This is a genomic window from Bacillus sp. FSL M7-1345, assembly GCF_038006985.1.
Lineage (GTDB): Bacteria > Bacillota > Bacilli > Bacillales > Bacillaceae_G > Bacillus_A > Bacillus_A cereus_U.
Genome location: NZ_JBBOWG010000001.1, coordinates 606427 through 622395 on the forward strand (window position 1 = coordinate 606427; position 15969 = coordinate 622395).

Below are 15969 nucleotides of genomic sequence, written 5' to 3' on the forward strand. Positions count from 1 at the left end.
TTAGGAAGGGAGAAAAACAACATGCAAAGAGTTGATGTTGTATATGCACTAATATACGATAGCGAAAAAGATAAAATATTAATGGTACATAATGTAGAACAAAACGTTTGGTCACTACCGGGCGGGGCAGTTGAAAAAGGTGAAATGTTAGAGGAAGCACTAGTAAGAGAAGTGAAAGAAGAGACAGGTTTAACTGCTGCACTCAGTGGACTTGTCGCATTAAATGAGAAGTTTTTTGAAGAGAAAGGACATCATGCATTATTTTTTACATTCCGAGCAAATGTAGTAACAGGTGAACTTGGTGCAGAAGATGAAGGAGAAATTTCCGCAATCGAGTGGGTAGATAGAAAAATCGCGAATGAGCGATTCCCATACTACGATGGAGGGTTCGAATTATTATTAGAAGTTTCCATTCCATACAAGTTTCAACCAGAAACAAAGTAAGTTAACGAAGAAAAACAGGAGCCTCGTGGCTCCTGTTTTTCTATTCAATCGTCTTCAGTAATAGTTTCTTCAACAATGGTTTAATCTTCAGGCGTAAATCTTCAGCATGATTTGCAACTAAGAAGTGATGGTTATAAATGTTTTTCATTAGTTGATAAGTCGCTTCTTTCGCTTCGCCTTCTTCGATGAAGATACCGATTACTTCCATACCACTTTTACGAGCGAGTTTGACAGCTTCATGTGTATCTAAAATACCGTCTTGTTGATAGTCTAATGCAGAAGGCTCACCGTCTGTAAAGACAAGTAAGAATTTATGCTTTTCTGGTCTTTTCGCAAGCTTTTCAGAAACGATGCGAATAATATACCCGTCGCGGTTATCTTCTTCTTCGCGAAGTTGCATAATTTCTGGACCGACATTTGGTAACGTTGAGTTTTTATACGTAACAACTTCATGAATAACATTCGGTTTATCTTCAGGTTTAGCACTAGAAGCATCTTCCCAAAATCCGCTAATAGCGTGCGGGATTTTTAAAGATTTTAAAGCTTCATGGAATAGGACCACACTCTTCTTCGTTTCTTCCATTTTGTTATACATAGAACCAGAGCAGTCCACTAATAGTTGGAATGCAACGTCTAATTCTTGAGATTCTTGTCCTTTTTTATAAAACATACGCGGCTGCTTTTCAGTATAAATACGAAGGAATTTCTTACGAAGTCTTCCGTAATATTTATCACTATTTGCATTCGTTTTGTTTTCAATTGTTTTTTCGATGATTTTCTTTAATTCTTTTACATCTTTATTAACGACTGATTTGATAGCTTGGTAATCTTTTTTCTCATCAGGATTTGATTTGCGAGCTTCTTTAAATGTATGAGAAGCTCCCACATTATACTTTCCGTATGCGCCGTCGTTTTGGCTAGAAGCATGAGACGCTCTTGCTTCCTCTGTATCAGCACCATCAAAGTTAGATTGTGTACTTTTTTGGGAAGTACCTTGTACAGAACCAAGTGCTTGGTCACCATCTTCTGATTCACGAGCAGTATCACCCATCATATTTGTTTTTGTTCCGCTTTCTAATTCAAAGCGTAAAAAGTTCTCGTTTTCATTGTTTTTATTTTCACGGTGCCATGTCGAGAAGCTTTCATCCATTTTGTTTTTGTTATCATCGTCATCTAGGAGCTGCGTATCATCATTTGCTAATTTTTCAGCGCGACTGTCTTTCTCATCTGCAATAACAGATAAATAAAGCGGGGCATGTCCGAAATAATTATTAAGCATATCACTTTCGAGAAGTCCTTCTAAGCGATAGCGAATTTTCTCAACGATATACATAATATCTTCCGTAGTACGGGCTTGGAATGTTTCATGCAAAATTGATTCAATTTGCTCGAAATATTCATTATTAAACATTTCATATTTATCACTCGTTAATGAAAGATAGCATAGACAAAATAGACGGTCACCGTGATAGTTACGAACACGATTTATTTCATTTTGTGAGCCAAAGTAATTGCGATACATTTCTTTTCGGCGTTTAAAAATGTGTTTTGTGCCAGGACGTAAATTTTTGACGATTTCCTCAACACGTAAATCTTCTAATAGAACAAATAATTGTGTTAAAAACTTTTTTAGAGGCGATTCTTGTAATTCAATCGCATAAGAACGAATTAAAGTCATGTCCGAGTAATGTTTATTACCAAGTGCCTTTAAGAACACTTCGCTTTTTAATCCGATTACTGTATCCTCTTCTTTTCGATCATCCCAAAAGTGACTAATGACAACCTTTTTTTCAATTTCGTCGTAGTATGCTTTATAGCCATACTCAAGATAGGCATCGTCTTCTTTTAGAAGAGCATACATTAAGTTTTCCATTTGTAGAAACAGCGACGCATCAATTTTTTTGTCACTAAAAATTTGTCTCATGAATTATTCCTCAAAGAAATAACTTTCTGCTAATTCACGGACAGTCATTTGTTCTGTTTCATCGTTTAATTTTGCGATAATACTACGTTCAATTGCACGCATAACAGGAATATATACACCTAAATCACATGCATCGATAATGCCACGAATACTAGCTGCTTCTTCACTTACGCGTCCATCACGAGCTAAAGGCATAAGATCGCTTGCGAATGCAACGAACTTTTCAATTGTTGCAACATCATTTAATTTTGATTCAGATAGTAATAGTTCTTTTAATGTATCACCTTGAATGTAAGGAACTTCAATAATAACGAAACGGTTTTTTAATGCTTCGTTTAGTTCACTTGTCCCAACATAACCTTCGTTAATCGCAGCGATTACGCGATATTCGCCATCACCGTATACAACTTCTTGTGTAAATGGGTTTGTAATCATTTTACGATAATCTAACGCACCATGAAGAAGTGGTAATGTTTCAGGTTTTGCCATATTGATTTCATCAATATATAAGAAATGACCGTTCTTCATTGCCTTCATAAGAGGACCATTAACGAATGTAACTTCAGATGCACCCTCTTTTGTTTGTAATGTGTTGTATCCTAAAATACCTTCTACATCTAAGTCGACAGAACAGTTAATGCTATGCATTGGTTTTTGGAATAAAGAAGAAAGAGTTTCCGCTAGTACTGTTTTACCACTACCAGTTGGTCCTTTTAATAGAATGTTTTTACCAAGTAAAAGTGCTGTAATGGCATCTTCAATAATGCTGTTATCAGATGCTTTATATATTTTCTTTCCAATTAAATGTGCATTTTCGCCAGCTTCTTGTTTGTTTTTTTCGTGAAGGGCTGAGAGCTGTTGTTTTAAATCAGCGTGTATATGAAATTGTTCTAACATGTATTTCCCACCTAACATTATTTTCATAAAGTAATACATCTTATGATAACTTGTTTTAATATGGTATGCAAAGAAAAGGAGAGAGGGGAAATGTAAAAGAAAAAGCAATCAATATTATATTGATTGCTTATAGCAAAGGAGAAATGAGTCGCATGAAAGACTCTAATATTCGTTTTTTGATACTTCTTTTTTGGAACGAGTTCCATTTAATTTCAGTGGAATGCTTAAAGTCTTCTTCAAAATCATGTTTAATATCATGAACGGTTTCTGATTCATAAAGTACACTAATAATTTCATAATTTAACTCAAAGCTACGTACATCCATATTTGCTGTTCCAATTGTTGCGATCTTATCATCAACGAGTACAATTTTCGCATGCATAAAACCATCTTTATAACTGTAAATGGAAGCACCGGCTTTTAAAAGTGGAGTGAAATAGGATTGAGATGCTTGATCACTAATAATACTATCACTTTTACCTGGATATAAAATGCGTACATCTATGCCAGATATTGCACTTAAGCGTAATAATGTTAAAGTTTCTTGATCGGGAATAAAGTATGGCGTAGCGATCCAAATAGATTTTTTGGCAGAGCCCATAACAGCTAGTAACGTATTACGAATACTTTTATCATCTGAGCTTGGTCCACTTGCTACAATTTGAACAGCACCTTCTGCATTCGAAATTTCTTTACCAGGGAAGTATTGTACATTCATAAATTGATCCCAAGAATAGTTACTTAAACCACTAGAGGCATAGAGCCAATCTTCTAGAAAGATTGCTTGTAATTTATATAATGCTTTTCCTTCTATTTTTAAATGACTATCACGCCAAACGGGAAATTTCTTTGAACGGCCGAGATATTCGTCACCGACGTTGAGTCCTCCAGTAAATCCAATTTCTCCATCTACAATAACAATTTTACGATGGTTACGATAATTGACTGTTTCAAGTAACCAAGCTGAAAAAATAGGATCAAATTCCACAATTTCAATTCCAGCTTCTTTCATAGGCTGTAAAAATCGTCTTCTTAACGTGTTACTTCCGAGTCCATCATAAAGGAAGCGTACAATAACCCCGGATTTTGCCTTCTTTATTAAAGCATCCCGAACTTTTGTACCAATCTCATCGGCTTTATAAATATAGTATTGAATATGTATATGGTGTTTTGCATGCTCAATAGCGTGCAGAATTTCTGAAAATGTTTGATCTCCGTTTGTTAAAAGTTTTGTAGTCGTTCTATCTGCGGCAGGACCGCCTCCGAATTTTTGTACTACTTCTGTTAAATGGATAGAACGCTCATGTAATGGAACTGTAAGAGAAAGTTCTAGTCGTCTTCCTTCTAATATTTCACGGAATAATTTTCTTTGTTCTTCTGAACGATGAAGATGTTTTTTTCTTCTCCAACGGCTACGACCGAAGAGGGAGTATAAAAGCACACCTACAACAGGAAGAAGTGCTAATACTAAAAACCACGCTAAGGTACTTTGAGGAGACCTGTTTTCGATAAAAATAACGAATGAAATTCCTACGATTGTGATGGACCATAGAGCACCAACAAACGTATATAACGAAATAACCGATGTATTTAATAGGAAAAGAACGATAGATACGATTGTAAATATTAATAATAATTGAACGATAGGCTTCTTCATTTCTATAAAATTCCTCTAATCTTTCTTAAATATATACTTCTTATATAAAAGTTGTAATCTGACATTCTTATTATAAAGTGTTTTGTTTTTTTTACAAAATATAGACATTTTCCCCATGCTTTCCGCATTTGTCCTACATACAGTATATTATTACATTTTTATATAGAAAAGGAGATGAATAAAATGTATGGTCGTCCAGTTGGAGGGTTCGGACATGGCGGATATGGTTATCCATATTATTCAGATACTCCATACTATACGGATTATCAGTAGAATCCTTATTATTCCACATATAAAAGAGAGGCAGAACTATATGCTAAAAGGAGAGGAAGAAAAATGAACTATAATGGAAATTATGGAGGATATGATCGGAATCATCACGGGGGTGGAGGGCACCATCATCACGGCGGGTATAATCATCATGGTGGACACAATCATTATGATCACCACCACCATCACGGCGGCGGATGGGGCTGGGGTGGCGGCTCATGGGGCGGAGGATTTTTCCCAGGAAGTTTTGCAGGAGGAGTAGTAGGAGGACTTACAGCTGGAGCGTTAACAGGTGCAGCTAGTGGTGGGGGATATTACCCAGCTCCATATCCAGTAACTTACCCAACGCCATATCCAACACCATATCCAGGTTACCAGCAAATATCGAATCCATATTATTAAACAAAAAAAGAGGATACCCTCTTTTTTTTGTTTAATAATGTATATATTTATAAAATACTTCCAAAATGAAGGTGAAAATATTAACTGCCAATTTTAATCTCTATTCCGTTAGTTTGTTGGCAGTTGGATTTACACCTTAATATTTCATGAAAGCAAAGAGATTAGGTGTGAGGCCACATTAGTAGGGAGCAGAGGCTAGTATTGATTAAATTGTCGCTTTATAAATTAAAAAAATGTAAGAGAATACGGTATAATAAGATCAGATAATCAGAGAAGTGAAAAGTCTCTACTATAATTAAAACGGCACTATATTGCTTTTTTTTATAAATAATATTATGTTATTTTAATCGGCCTATTTAGAAAAAATTTGTGATTTATCCCGCATTAACGGGCAGTTATCTCCCACCTCAAAATTCGGTGAATGCGAGGAAGTTAGGTGGGAGATAACTGCCCGTAAAAGCCCGATTGGTGAAGGCTAATAATCAGTGGGGGATGGACAAAACCCCCACTGATTAAAGTTTCACTTTATGTAAAGGCATATTGTTAGAAAATGAAATATCTCTATTTCTATGAAGAGAAACGAATTGTGTTTTAGTCAGATAGGAAGCAAGGAGAGGTGCGCATGCTAGAACAAAGAGGTCATGCATTATATGACTCTTCATTGCAAGATTTAAAATTAGCATTAGATGAGTCTTCAATTGTTGCTATTACAGACCGAAATGGTCTTATTACATATGTAAATGATAAATTTTGTAAAATCTCAAAATATAAAAGAGAAGAGTTAATAGGAAAAGATCACCGTATTTTAAATTCCAGATATCATCCGAAAGCATTTTTTCAAATCCTATGGAAGCGTATTTTGAGTGGAAAAGTCTGGACGGGGGAAATTCGAAATCAAGCAAAAGATGGTACGTATTATTGGGTTAAAACAACAATTGTTCCATTTTTAAATGAGAAGGGAGAACCCTATCAATTTATTGCAATTCGAAATGATATAAGTAGTAGGAAAGAAGCAGAGCAAAGATTACGATTAAGCGAAAGTCGTTATAGGGAACTTGCTTATCATGATGCGTTAACAAGTTTACCAAACCGTTTACAGTTAATTACGACTGTAAATAAGATGATCGCAGAGAAAATAGAGTTTGGCATGATTTACTTTGATTTAGATCGCTTTAAATTAGTGAATGATACGTTAGGTCATATGATAGGAGATTTACTTTTAAGTGAAGTCGCTTCCCGATTGCATTATGTACTAGGAGATAAAGATGTTCTGGCTAGGCTTGGTGGAGATGAATTTGTACTATTAACAAAAAAACATACACAAGATGAGATGAGGCAGTTAGCGACATCTGTGTTGTCATGCTTTCAAGCCCCATTTATGCTGGAAGGTCATGAAGTATATATTTCAGCCAGTCTAGGACTTTGTTCCTATCCGCAAGATGGAAAAGACGTTGAAACATTATTGAAAAATTCAGATTTAGCCATGTATAGTGCGAAAGAGCAAGGAAGAAATGGGGCGTGCTTCTTTACAGATGAATTACGTGCGAAAATAAATCGTAGAATGAAAATAGAGTTTGCTTTGCAAAAAGCAATTCGTGACGAAGAATTAAAAGTGGCATTACAGCCCATTATTGATTTGAAAACAAAGAAATGTACTGGTATTGAGGCTTTAGTACGCTGTAAGACAGAAGAAGGTCCTATTTCACCAAGTGAATTTATACCTGTAGCTGAAGAGTGTGGACTTATTATAAAACTAGGAGATTGGGTACTAGAAAAGTCATGTCGACTGTTTAAAACGTTGCCAGAGTATCAAGAGGGACTGAAATTATCTGTTAATTTATCAATACAACAATTGATGCAAAAGCGCTTTATTTTATCTGTTCGTAGTATATTGAAGCGAACAGGGTTTCCGCCAAATCGTTTAATATTAGAAATAACAGAAAGTATAGCTGTACGTCATTTTGATTATATTATTGCTACATTACAAGAATTAAGAAGTATGGGGATTTTAATCGCTTTAGACGATTTCGGAACAGGGTATTCCTCATTATATTATTTGAAAAAACTACCACTTGATATTGTGAAAATTGATCGTAATTTTATTCGGGAGTTTCATTATGATCATGCACAACCAGAGCGAACGATTGTAAAATCGGTTATTGAAATCGCCCATAGTTTAAATTTATTAGTGGTAGCTGAAGGGGTAGAAACGGTAGAACAAGAAAGTTTATTAAAATCAATGGGTTGCGACTTTGTACAAGGTTTTTATTATGCGAAACCGTTAGATGTAGGTGAACTAAAAGAAAAGTTATTAACTGACTTTTAATAAAAAAAGAGAAGCGGAAAGCTTCTCTTTTTTATTGTTTTTTTTGTGAATCTTTCATTAAAATTGGATAAAGAATAAGGCCTAATACAAACAATCCAATTCCTAAGAAGAACGTTTTTAAATCAGCAGTTCCTGTTTTAATAACCCAAATGGAATATAAAAACGCTAGTGCAGTAATGATCCCATCTTTTATTCGAGATCCAGGCATTATATCATACGTTTCCCCCGTAATAACTAATTTTAACTGGTACAAGGTAGAAACAAGGTACGGGATCAAATATGCTAATGTCGCTACAACAATAGCGAAATTATATGCTTCGGAAACAGTACCAGAAATCGTTGAAAATAAGAAAATTTGTGTCATCACATTTGTAATAAATAATGATTTTGAAGGACTTCCTTTTTTATTTGTTTTTCCGAAAAACTTAGGGAAAACCCCATTTTTTGCTGCTTGGTAAGGTACTTCTGAGCTAACAACGATCCATCCTACAGTAGAGCCGAATAAAGATACGAGTGCAAGTAAGGCCATTATATAAGCACCCTTAGTACCAATTGCTAAATTTAATGCATCTACTAATGGCTTTTGAGACTCTTTTAAAACGTCTTGTGGAAGAGCACCCATTGTTAGTAGAGTAATTGCCATGTAAATAAGAAGAGCGATGATTAATCCGAAAATCGTAGCTTTCTTAACATCGTGCTGAGATTTTGCGCGGTTAGAGAGCATAACTGCTGACTCAATACCGATAAACGCCCAAAGTGTTGCAATAGCAGCTGAATTTATTTGTCCACCCAACGAAATAGGTTGTCCAGCTTCATTCATAAATGTTTGACCGTCCCCGAAATTAGAGGCATTGAAAATGAATAATGTGATTACAATAAACATTGTAAATCCGATGATTTTTGCGATTGTTGCAAGAAGGTTCATATTTCCTGCTCTATCAATATTTTGAGAAAGAATATATTGAATTCCCCATAGCATCATACTACATACTATGAAGGTTAAAGCTTTTCCAAGTTCTAATGAAAATCCGTTTGTTGAAAAGAGAATTTGCTTACTTTGTAAAACTGGGAAGAATGTTGATAAATATCCTGCAAAGGAAATAATTACAGATGCTGTAGCAGCCCAGTTAGCAGCCCAGTACCCCCAAGCCATACTATATCCTGCAACTTTACCTGCCTTTTGGGAGGTAAACATTGCTTGGGCGTAACTTTGTGGTCCTGCTTTTAATTCTGGTTTACGAATTGCTAAATTTCCAAATACGAGTGCAATCATAAATACACCAAGTCCTGTAATACTCCATGCAAGTGTAGATCCCATTGGACCTGATACGTGTGCTAAATTTGCTGGGAGCATAAATACGCCACCGCCAACCATATTCCCGATAACAAAAGCTGTTAAAATCCATAATCCCCATTTTTTCGTTTCCATTTTTGTTAACTCCTTTGTAGTAAGTTTTGCTTAAACATCATTTTTTACTAGCATTTTTTGCAATAAAAAAAGAGCCATGTAGATAAAAAATACCTACATGGCTCTTTGCCAAAGCGTAGGTACAATGGGAATAACCCTTGTACCTACGCGTAATTTTTCCGCTAGGTTTCAAGGGTTAAGTATGATGATGATGTTTTTGTGCAAATGTAACTACAGTTGTATAAGTAAGCATAGTTTTTTGCTCCCTTTCTCCTCTGATTTTGAAGTTAGTATACTACATGTTTTTTTGAATGAAAAGAGAAATATAAAAAAATTTATAAAAATACGTTTTAGAGACTAAATATTTACCTATAGTTTTCTTGTACTGGAAAATAAGTGAGAGATTGGCAGAAGCGTATAGCGTGGTATAATACATATAGAACTAGAAGGTGACAAGGGGCTATTGTAGATGATGAGTAAGTATGAACAAATTTATACGGAAATCAGCAAGTCTATTGATAATAAACAATTAAAAGAAGGATGCAAAATCCCATCAGAAACGGAATTAATGAAGCAGTATGAGGCAAGCCGGGGTACTGTAAGAAAAGCTGTAGATTTATTGCAAGAGCGTGGATATGTTCAAAAAATACACGGAAAAGGTGTTTTTGTATTAAAGCGCAAAAATATTGAATTTAACTTTGGTGGTATTGTAAGTTTTCAAGAAGAAAATGAACGTTTAGGACGTTACTGTATTACGGAAGTCGTGGAAATAGAGAAAATGACAGCTACGAAAGATGTAGCAAAGTTATTAAACGTGAAAGAAAAAACGGAAATAGATCATATTAAACGTGTACGAAATATTGATGGAGAAAAAGTAATTTTAGATATAAACCATTTTGTATCGGAGTATATTCCAGGATTAACGAGAGAAATTGCAACTGCATCGATTTATAAATACATTGAGAAAGAATTAGGGCTACATATTAGCTATTCACAGCGGGTAATTGAAGTACAACCATGTACAGATGATGACCGAAAGTATTTAGATTTAAATGGAACAGACTATGTTGTCGTTGTAAAAAACTTTACTCATTTATACGATGGGAGTCAGTTCGAATATACGGAATCACGTCACCGTTTAGATATTTTTCACTTTTCGGATGTGGCGCGAAGAAAGTAAAGAGATGGAACAAAATATTGTTCTATCTCTTTTTTTATAAAAAAATCACCAACTCGTACATACGAGTGTTGACTAACTTATATATACGAGTTAATATGTAAGTGTAAACGGTATCAAAAAAGAAAAGAGGGATGGAAATATGGGGAAAGACTATCGCAAAACAGCAGAAGAAGTGCTGCAATATATTGGTGGGAAAGACAATATCGATCAAGCGGCACATTGTGTAACGAGGCTTCGTATCGCTTTAAAAGATGAAAGCAAAATAGATAATGATAAATTGCAGTCCGTTTCATTAGTAAAGGGAGCGTTTCATAACGCTGGAGTATTTCAAATTGTAATTGGTCCAGGTGATGTGGATCGAGTATACGCTGAATTGATAACGCTTGCAGGTATGGAAGAATCGACAGTAGCTGACGTAAAAGATTCTGGAAACCAAAAGTTAAATCCAGTTCAAAAGTTTGTAAAAGTATTTTCAGATGTATTTATGCCGATATTACCAGCGATTGTAACAGCTGGTTTACTGATGGGGATTAACAATTTATTAGGGGCAAAGGACTTATTTTTTGATGGTAAAAATTTATTAGATGTTTATCCGAACTTAGGCGGGCTTTGGGACTTAATTAATATGATGGCCAATACAGCATTCGTATTCTTACCGGCACTTGTTGGTTGGTCAGCGACGAAGCGTTTTGGTGGTAGTCCAATACTAGGTATTGTTATGGGATTAATGCTTGTGCATCCGGCCTTATTAAACGCGTGGGATTATGGAAAAGCAGCGACTGGTTTAGAGGGACAAAAGATTGAGTACTTCGATATTTTAGGGTTATTCCAAATTGAAAAGGTAGGGTATCAAGGTCAAATCCTGCCGGTTTTAGTAGCGGCATTCGTATTAAGTAAAGTGGAAATATTTTTAAAGAAACATGTGCCAAACGCAATTCAATTATTAGTTGTGCCAATTACAACAATCGTTGTAACGGGTGTATTAGCATTAGGGATTATCGGTCCAGTTACACGTCATATTGGAGATTTATTAACAGCCGGATTAGTAGGAGTATATGAAACGGTACCAGCACTTGGGGCAATATTATTTGGAGCATTATATGCACCGCTTGTAATTACAGGAATGCATCATATGTTTATTGCAATCGACTTACAATTAATCGCGCAGCACGGCGGTACATTTATTTGGCCAATGATTGCTCTTTCTAACATTGCACAAGGTAGTGCGGCACTAGCGATGTTCTGGATTTCTAAAAATCAAAATGATAAAAGTATGGCATCAACATCAGCAATTTCAGCGTACTTCGGTATTACGGAGCCAGCGATGTTCGGTGTAAACTTACGAAATAAATTCCCGTTCTATGCAGCTATTATTGGATCTGCTATTGCGGCGATATTCATTACTTTAAATGGTGTATTAGCACCTGCTATCGGGATTGGCGGATTACCAGCATTTATTTCTATCATTCCGAAATCGATTCCAATATTTATTGTCGGGATGATTATCGCGGTTGTAATTCCATTTACGTTAACATGGTTATTTGCAAAACGAGTAAAACAGAAGTAGGAGGAAGTTAAACATGAAGGATTGGCATAAAAGTGTAGTCTATCAAATTTATCCGAAGAGCTTTAATAGTTATTACAATAAAGAAACTGGTGATATAAAAGGAGTTACAGAGAAACTAGATTATTTAAAAGAACTCGGAGTAGATTATATTTGGTTAACACCGATATACGAATCACCACAAAACGATAATGGATACGATGTAAGTGATTATTACAGTATTGATCCATCTTACGGAACGATGGAAGAGTTTGAAGAGCTTTTAGAAAAAGCGAAAGCACGTAACATTGAAATCATGCTTGATATCGTTGTAAATCATAGTTCGACGGAGCATAAGTGGTTTAAGGAAGCGAAGGAAGATAGAAATAGCCCATATCGTAATTACTATATTTGGCGTGATGAAAAAAATAATTGGCAGTCTAAGTTTGGTGGATCTGCTTGGAAATATGATGAGAAGACAGAGCAATATTTTTTACATCTATTTGATGAGACACAAGCTGATTTAAACTGGGAAAACGAAAACCTTCGTGAAGAAGTGTATGATATGATGCGCTTTTGGCTGGAGAAAGGTGTAAAAGGATTCCGCCTTGATGTTATTAATTTAATTTCAAAAGATCAAAGATTTTTAAGTGATGAAGGCACCACGGCTACAAGTGATGGGCGTAAATATTATACGGATGGTCCACGCGTCCATGAATATTTACAAGAGATGAACCGAAATGTTTTTGAAGGGAAAGATGTAATTACAGTTGGAGAAATGTCATCTACGACAATTGATAATTGTATTAAATATTCAAACCCAGAGCGTAATGAACTAAGTATGACGTTTAGTTTCCATCATTTAAAAGTAGATTATCCGAATGGTGATAAGTGGACGAAAGCTGATTTTGATTTCATTAAATTAAAAGAAATTATGTCTGATTGGCAAAGTGAAATGCAAAAGGGCGGAGGATGGAATGCGTTATTTTGGTGTAATCATGACCAGCCTCGTATTGTTTCACGGTTTGGTGATGATGAGAAGTACCGAAATGAATCTGCTAAAATGTTAGCGACAGCTATGCATATGCTGCAAGGAACACCGTACATTTATCAAGGGGAAGAAATCGGTATGACGAATCCTAACTTCCATTCTATCGAGCAATATCGTGATGTAGAATCGTTAAATATATATGATATAAAACAAGAAGAAGGATTATCCAAAGAAGAGATTATAGAGATTTTAAAACAAAAATCTCGTGACAATTCACGTACTCCGATGCAGTGGAATGAAGAGGTGAATAGTGGTTTTACAACAAGTACACCTTGGATTTCAGTGGCTGAAAACTTTAAAGAAATAAACGTAGGGAAGGCATTAGAAGATAAAGAGTCTGTCTTTTATCATTATAAAAAGTTAATTGAACTTAGAAAAAAATACAATGTAATTACAGAAGGGAAATATGATGTTTTAGATGGGAATCATCCTAAGATTTGGGCATATACACGTACTGTAAATAATGAAGTATTGCTTGTTATCAATAACTTCTACGGAGAAGAAATAACGTATTCTGCACCAGTGAATGTTCAATTGGATGGAATGAAACAAGAAGTATTATTATCAAATTACAAAGATTCAAGTAAGGATATTACGAATCTTAACTTAAGACCGTATGAGTCAATTGTATATCGATATACGAAATAAAAAGGTTGTATGCCCGCTTGGCATACAACCTTTTTATTTTAAGACGCCACTATATAAAATTTTCACTTCTACTTCCGGTTTAAATTTTACCTTTTCATAATCCTTATGCCAATTTTTTTTCTTCCATAGACAAATCAGATCGAGTTAATAGTGGTTCAAGAGCTAATTGGTGAATTAAATTGGGGTCTGTTAAAGATTCGATATATAAGATTTTTCCTTTTCCATTTTGAAAAGGAACATCTAATTTTTTTATATCATCGGAATGAGAGAGCTTGTTTTCAATGTAATTAATATTTTCCGCAAGTGATGGAAACATAGGCTTCGTTTTATTCGTTTGTTGGTTATTGTTTTGTTCTGTCACATTGTCCACCCCTTTTAGGATTAAATTATCACTGTTAATTTTTGTTTTTTATGAAAAATTTATGCTTGGATTATTTGAAAAAAATTAACTTGAAAGTTACGTTACGTCATCTTCTATACTAAAGAAAATGAGAAGTAGGGGATGGTATATATGACTTTAAAATATATGTGGGGATGGAAAGAAATTTTATATTTATTTGTTTTTGTATTTATTATTGTTCCAGTAACAATTGAATCCATTTTTTATAAATATGCTTTAAATCTATTAGGGAATTCATTATATGCTGGGGTTTTAATGGGATTTATTATGGCAGTTGTATTTACTTTTTTAGTTTATGTGTTTTGCATAAAAAGATATAACTTGTCGTGGGCAGATATTGGGATTCGGAAGCTTTCATGGAAAGATTACTTGTGGACATTTGTAGCGGTTATTTCTTTGATTGTAGTTAGTATTGGTGTATTAATGATAATGGAGAAAATGGGTATTTCCTTTGAAAATAGTAAAACGGATACGGTCCAAAATGATAAATCAATATATTCATTTTGTATCGCGGTAATTGGAGCGGCGGTTATATCACCAATATATGAAGAGATTTTATATCGGGGTGTTTTTTATACGTTTTTTCGAGATAGATATGGCATATGGGGCGGTGTGCTTATAAGTTCAATAATATTTACAGTTGTTCATATTCCCACATATAACACATTACCGGTGAATTTTTTAAGCGGAGTAGTATTTGCGTGGTTATATGAGAAAACAAATTCTATTTTATCGGCTATGATTGCCCACGCATTATTCAATTTCATAGCAGTACTTCTCACATTCATGTCGAATTAATTAGAGGGTACATATAGGAGGGAATAAATATGGAAATAGCTGTGGAACGAGTTTTTACAAATGAGATTTTAGCAGAAGCTGCAAAGATATTTAATGTGAAAGTAGAAGAAAAGCCACTTGGTGATTTTGAAAATTATATTTTTAAGGCGAAAGATAAAAATGATGAAGATTACGTATTACGCTTAACTCATTCTTCTCATCGTTCTAAAAAAGAGGTAGAGGCCGAACTAGATTTTTTACGGTATGTTGCGGAGCATGGGGCGAAAGTGGCGGGACCTCTTAATTCAATATCTCAAAATCTTGTAGAAGAAATCGAAGCGGAAGATGGCACTTTCTTTTTTGCGTCTTTATTTACATATGCAAAAGGTGAACAAGTAAAAGGAGATGAATCGCCTTATTGGGGAGATGCTTACTTTGAAGCGTGGGGAAAAGCGATTGGACAACTGCACCGCCTTACACTGAATTACCCTATAACTGACTACCGTGATACGTGGGAAGAGGACGAGAGTGCAATTGTTAATGAATTAGAAGATGAGAAAGTGAAAGAGATTGCTGCTATATTAATAGATGAAATAAAGGCTCTTCCAATCGAAAGAGAAACGTTCGGCCTTATGCATGGCGATATTCATCCAGGCAATTTTCATTATGATGGAAAAGAGCTAACAATCTTTGATTTTGATGACGCTGCCTATAATTACTTCATTCATGATTTGGCAATGGTTCTTTATTACTCTGTTCTTTTTACACCGTGGACATTGGAGAAAAAGACGGAATTTGCTCGTAAACAGTTACAAGTGTTACGAAAAGGGTATGAATATGAGCACAGACTGGCGGATAGTTGCTATGAAGCGTTACCGTTATTTTTACGTCTACGTGATATTGGTTTATACGGTACGCTTCAAAAGAAGTTTAAAGGGAAAGATATGCCAGATCATTTCCGAGAATTAGCAGAACAACTCTATGAAAGAATTATAAAGAAGGAAGCAATTGTGAATATATAATACATTCATCTCAAAACAAA

Annotated in this window: 12 protein-coding genes and 1 pseudogene; 8 read left to right on the forward strand and 5 right to left on the reverse strand. The window is 34.9% G+C overall.

Annotated features, from left to right (window positions below; all coding sequences use genetic code 11):
- Positions 1–21 precede the first annotated feature (21 nt).
- Complete coding sequence (locus MHB76_RS03075) at positions 22–444, forward strand: NUDIX hydrolase (RefSeq protein WP_078173846.1); 423 nt, start codon at positions 22–24, stop codon at positions 442–444.
- A gap of 40 nt (positions 445–484) precedes the next feature.
- On the opposite strand, the gene MHB76_RS03080 is transcribed toward MHB76_RS03075, so the two are convergent.
- The 3 genes from MHB76_RS03080 to MHB76_RS03090 all read right to left on the reverse strand — a co-directional run bounded on the left by MHB76_RS03080 (position 485) and on the right by MHB76_RS03090 (position 4922).
- Complete coding sequence (locus MHB76_RS03080) at positions 485–2368, reverse strand: VWA domain-containing protein (protein WP_199709489.1); 1884 nt, start codon at positions 2366–2368, stop codon at positions 485–487.
- Between the two features lie 3 nt (positions 2369–2371).
- Positions 2372–3265, reverse strand: a complete 894-nt coding sequence (locus MHB76_RS03085; RefSeq protein ID WP_199709490.1) for an AAA family ATPase — start codon at positions 3263–3265, stop codon at positions 2372–2374.
- Positions 3266–3392: 127 nt separating this feature from the next.
- Positions 3393–4922: a cardiolipin synthase gene (locus MHB76_RS03090; RefSeq protein WP_078173843.1), complete on the reverse strand. Its 1530-nt coding sequence runs from the start codon at positions 4920–4922 to the stop codon at positions 3393–3395.
- A gap of 336 nt (positions 4923–5258) precedes the next feature.
- Between MHB76_RS03090 and MHB76_RS03095 the strand changes: the two genes are divergently transcribed.
- The gene (locus MHB76_RS03095; RefSeq protein ID WP_078173842.1) at positions 5259–5594 is read left to right on the forward strand and encodes a hypothetical protein; all 336 of its coding nucleotides are present in this window, start codon (positions 5259–5261) and stop codon (positions 5592–5594) included.
- Between the two features lie 622 nt (positions 5595–6216).
- The gene (locus MHB76_RS03100; protein WP_078173841.1) at positions 6217–7920 is read left to right on the forward strand and encodes a putative bifunctional diguanylate cyclase/phosphodiesterase; all 1704 of its coding nucleotides are present in this window, start codon (positions 6217–6219) and stop codon (positions 7918–7920) included.
- 31 nt (positions 7921–7951) lie between these two features.
- Here the strand turns inward: MHB76_RS03100 and MHB76_RS03105 are convergent, their stop codons facing one another.
- On the reverse strand, positions 7952–9349 hold the full coding sequence (locus MHB76_RS03105) for an amino acid permease (RefSeq protein ID WP_078173840.1): 1398 nt from the start codon (positions 9347–9349) through the stop codon (positions 7952–7954).
- Between the two features lie 448 nt (positions 9350–9797).
- Here MHB76_RS03105 and treR point away from each other — a divergent pair, with 448 nt between their 5' ends.
- From treR to treC, 3 genes are all read left to right on the forward strand, one after another.
- Positions 9798–10508, forward strand: coding sequence for a trehalose operon repressor (gene treR, locus MHB76_RS03110; RefSeq protein WP_002114059.1), 711 nt, complete (start codon positions 9798–9800; stop codon positions 10506–10508).
- 139 nt (positions 10509–10647) lie between these two features.
- Positions 10648–12075: a PTS system trehalose-specific EIIBC component gene (treP, locus tag MHB76_RS03115; protein WP_078173839.1), complete on the forward strand. Its 1428-nt coding sequence runs from the start codon at positions 10648–10650 to the stop codon at positions 12073–12075.
- 13 nt (positions 12076–12088) lie between these two features.
- Complete coding sequence (treC, locus tag MHB76_RS03120; RefSeq protein ID WP_078173838.1) at positions 12089–13750, forward strand: alpha,alpha-phosphotrehalase; 1662 nt, start codon at positions 12089–12091, stop codon at positions 13748–13750.
- Positions 13751–13868: 118 nt separating this feature from the next.
- Here the strand turns inward: treC and MHB76_RS03130 are convergent.
- Positions 13869–14066 (reverse strand): annotated as a pseudogene (locus MHB76_RS03130) (hypothetical protein); the annotation flags it as partial.
- A gap of 195 nt (positions 14067–14261) precedes the next feature.
- On the opposite strand from MHB76_RS03130, the gene MHB76_RS03135 reads away from it, so the two are divergent.
- Positions 14262–14948, forward strand: coding sequence for a CPBP family intramembrane glutamic endopeptidase (locus tag MHB76_RS03135; protein WP_002159308.1), 687 nt, complete (start codon positions 14262–14264; stop codon positions 14946–14948).
- A gap of 29 nt (positions 14949–14977) precedes the next feature.
- Positions 14978–15949 carry a phosphotransferase enzyme family protein gene (locus MHB76_RS03140; protein WP_078173837.1) on the forward strand — a complete coding sequence of 324 codons (972 nt, stop codon included), beginning with the start codon at positions 14978–14980 and terminating at the stop codon, positions 15947–15949.
- Positions 15950–15969 lie beyond the last annotated feature (20 nt).

Excerpts from the sequence above, each read along its gene's own strand:
- MHB76_RS03075 (WP_078173846.1), top strand. The coding sequence starts at position 22 with ATGCAAAGAGTTGATGTTGTATATGCACTAATATACGATAGCGAAAAA.
- MHB76_RS03080 (WP_199709489.1), bottom strand. The coding sequence starts at position 2,368 with ATGAGACAAATTTTTAGTGACAAAAAAATTGATGCGTCGCTGTTTCTA.
- MHB76_RS03085 (WP_199709490.1), bottom strand. The coding sequence starts at position 3,265 with ATGTTAGAACAATTTCATATACACGCTGATTTAAAACAACAGCTCTCA.
- MHB76_RS03090 (WP_078173843.1), bottom strand. The coding sequence starts at position 4,922 with ATGAAGAAGCCTATCGTTCAATTATTATTAATATTTACAATCGTATCT.
- MHB76_RS03095 (WP_078173842.1), top strand. The coding sequence starts at position 5,259 with ATGAACTATAATGGAAATTATGGAGGATATGATCGGAATCATCACGGG.
- MHB76_RS03100 (WP_078173841.1), top strand. The coding sequence starts at position 6,217 with ATGCTAGAACAAAGAGGTCATGCATTATATGACTCTTCATTGCAAGAT.
- MHB76_RS03105 (WP_078173840.1), bottom strand. The coding sequence starts at position 9,349 with ATGGAAACGAAAAAATGGGGATTATGGATTTTAACAGCTTTTGTTATC.
- treR (WP_002114059.1), top strand. The coding sequence starts at position 9,798 with ATGATGAGTAAGTATGAACAAATTTATACGGAAATCAGCAAGTCTATT.
- treP (WP_078173839.1), top strand. The coding sequence starts at position 10,648 with ATGGGGAAAGACTATCGCAAAACAGCAGAAGAAGTGCTGCAATATATT.
- treC (WP_078173838.1), top strand. The coding sequence starts at position 12,089 with ATGAAGGATTGGCATAAAAGTGTAGTCTATCAAATTTATCCGAAGAGC.
- MHB76_RS03135 (WP_002159308.1), top strand. The coding sequence starts at position 14,262 with ATGACTTTAAAATATATGTGGGGATGGAAAGAAATTTTATATTTATTT.
- MHB76_RS03140 (WP_078173837.1), top strand. The coding sequence starts at position 14,978 with ATGGAAATAGCTGTGGAACGAGTTTTTACAAATGAGATTTTAGCAGAA.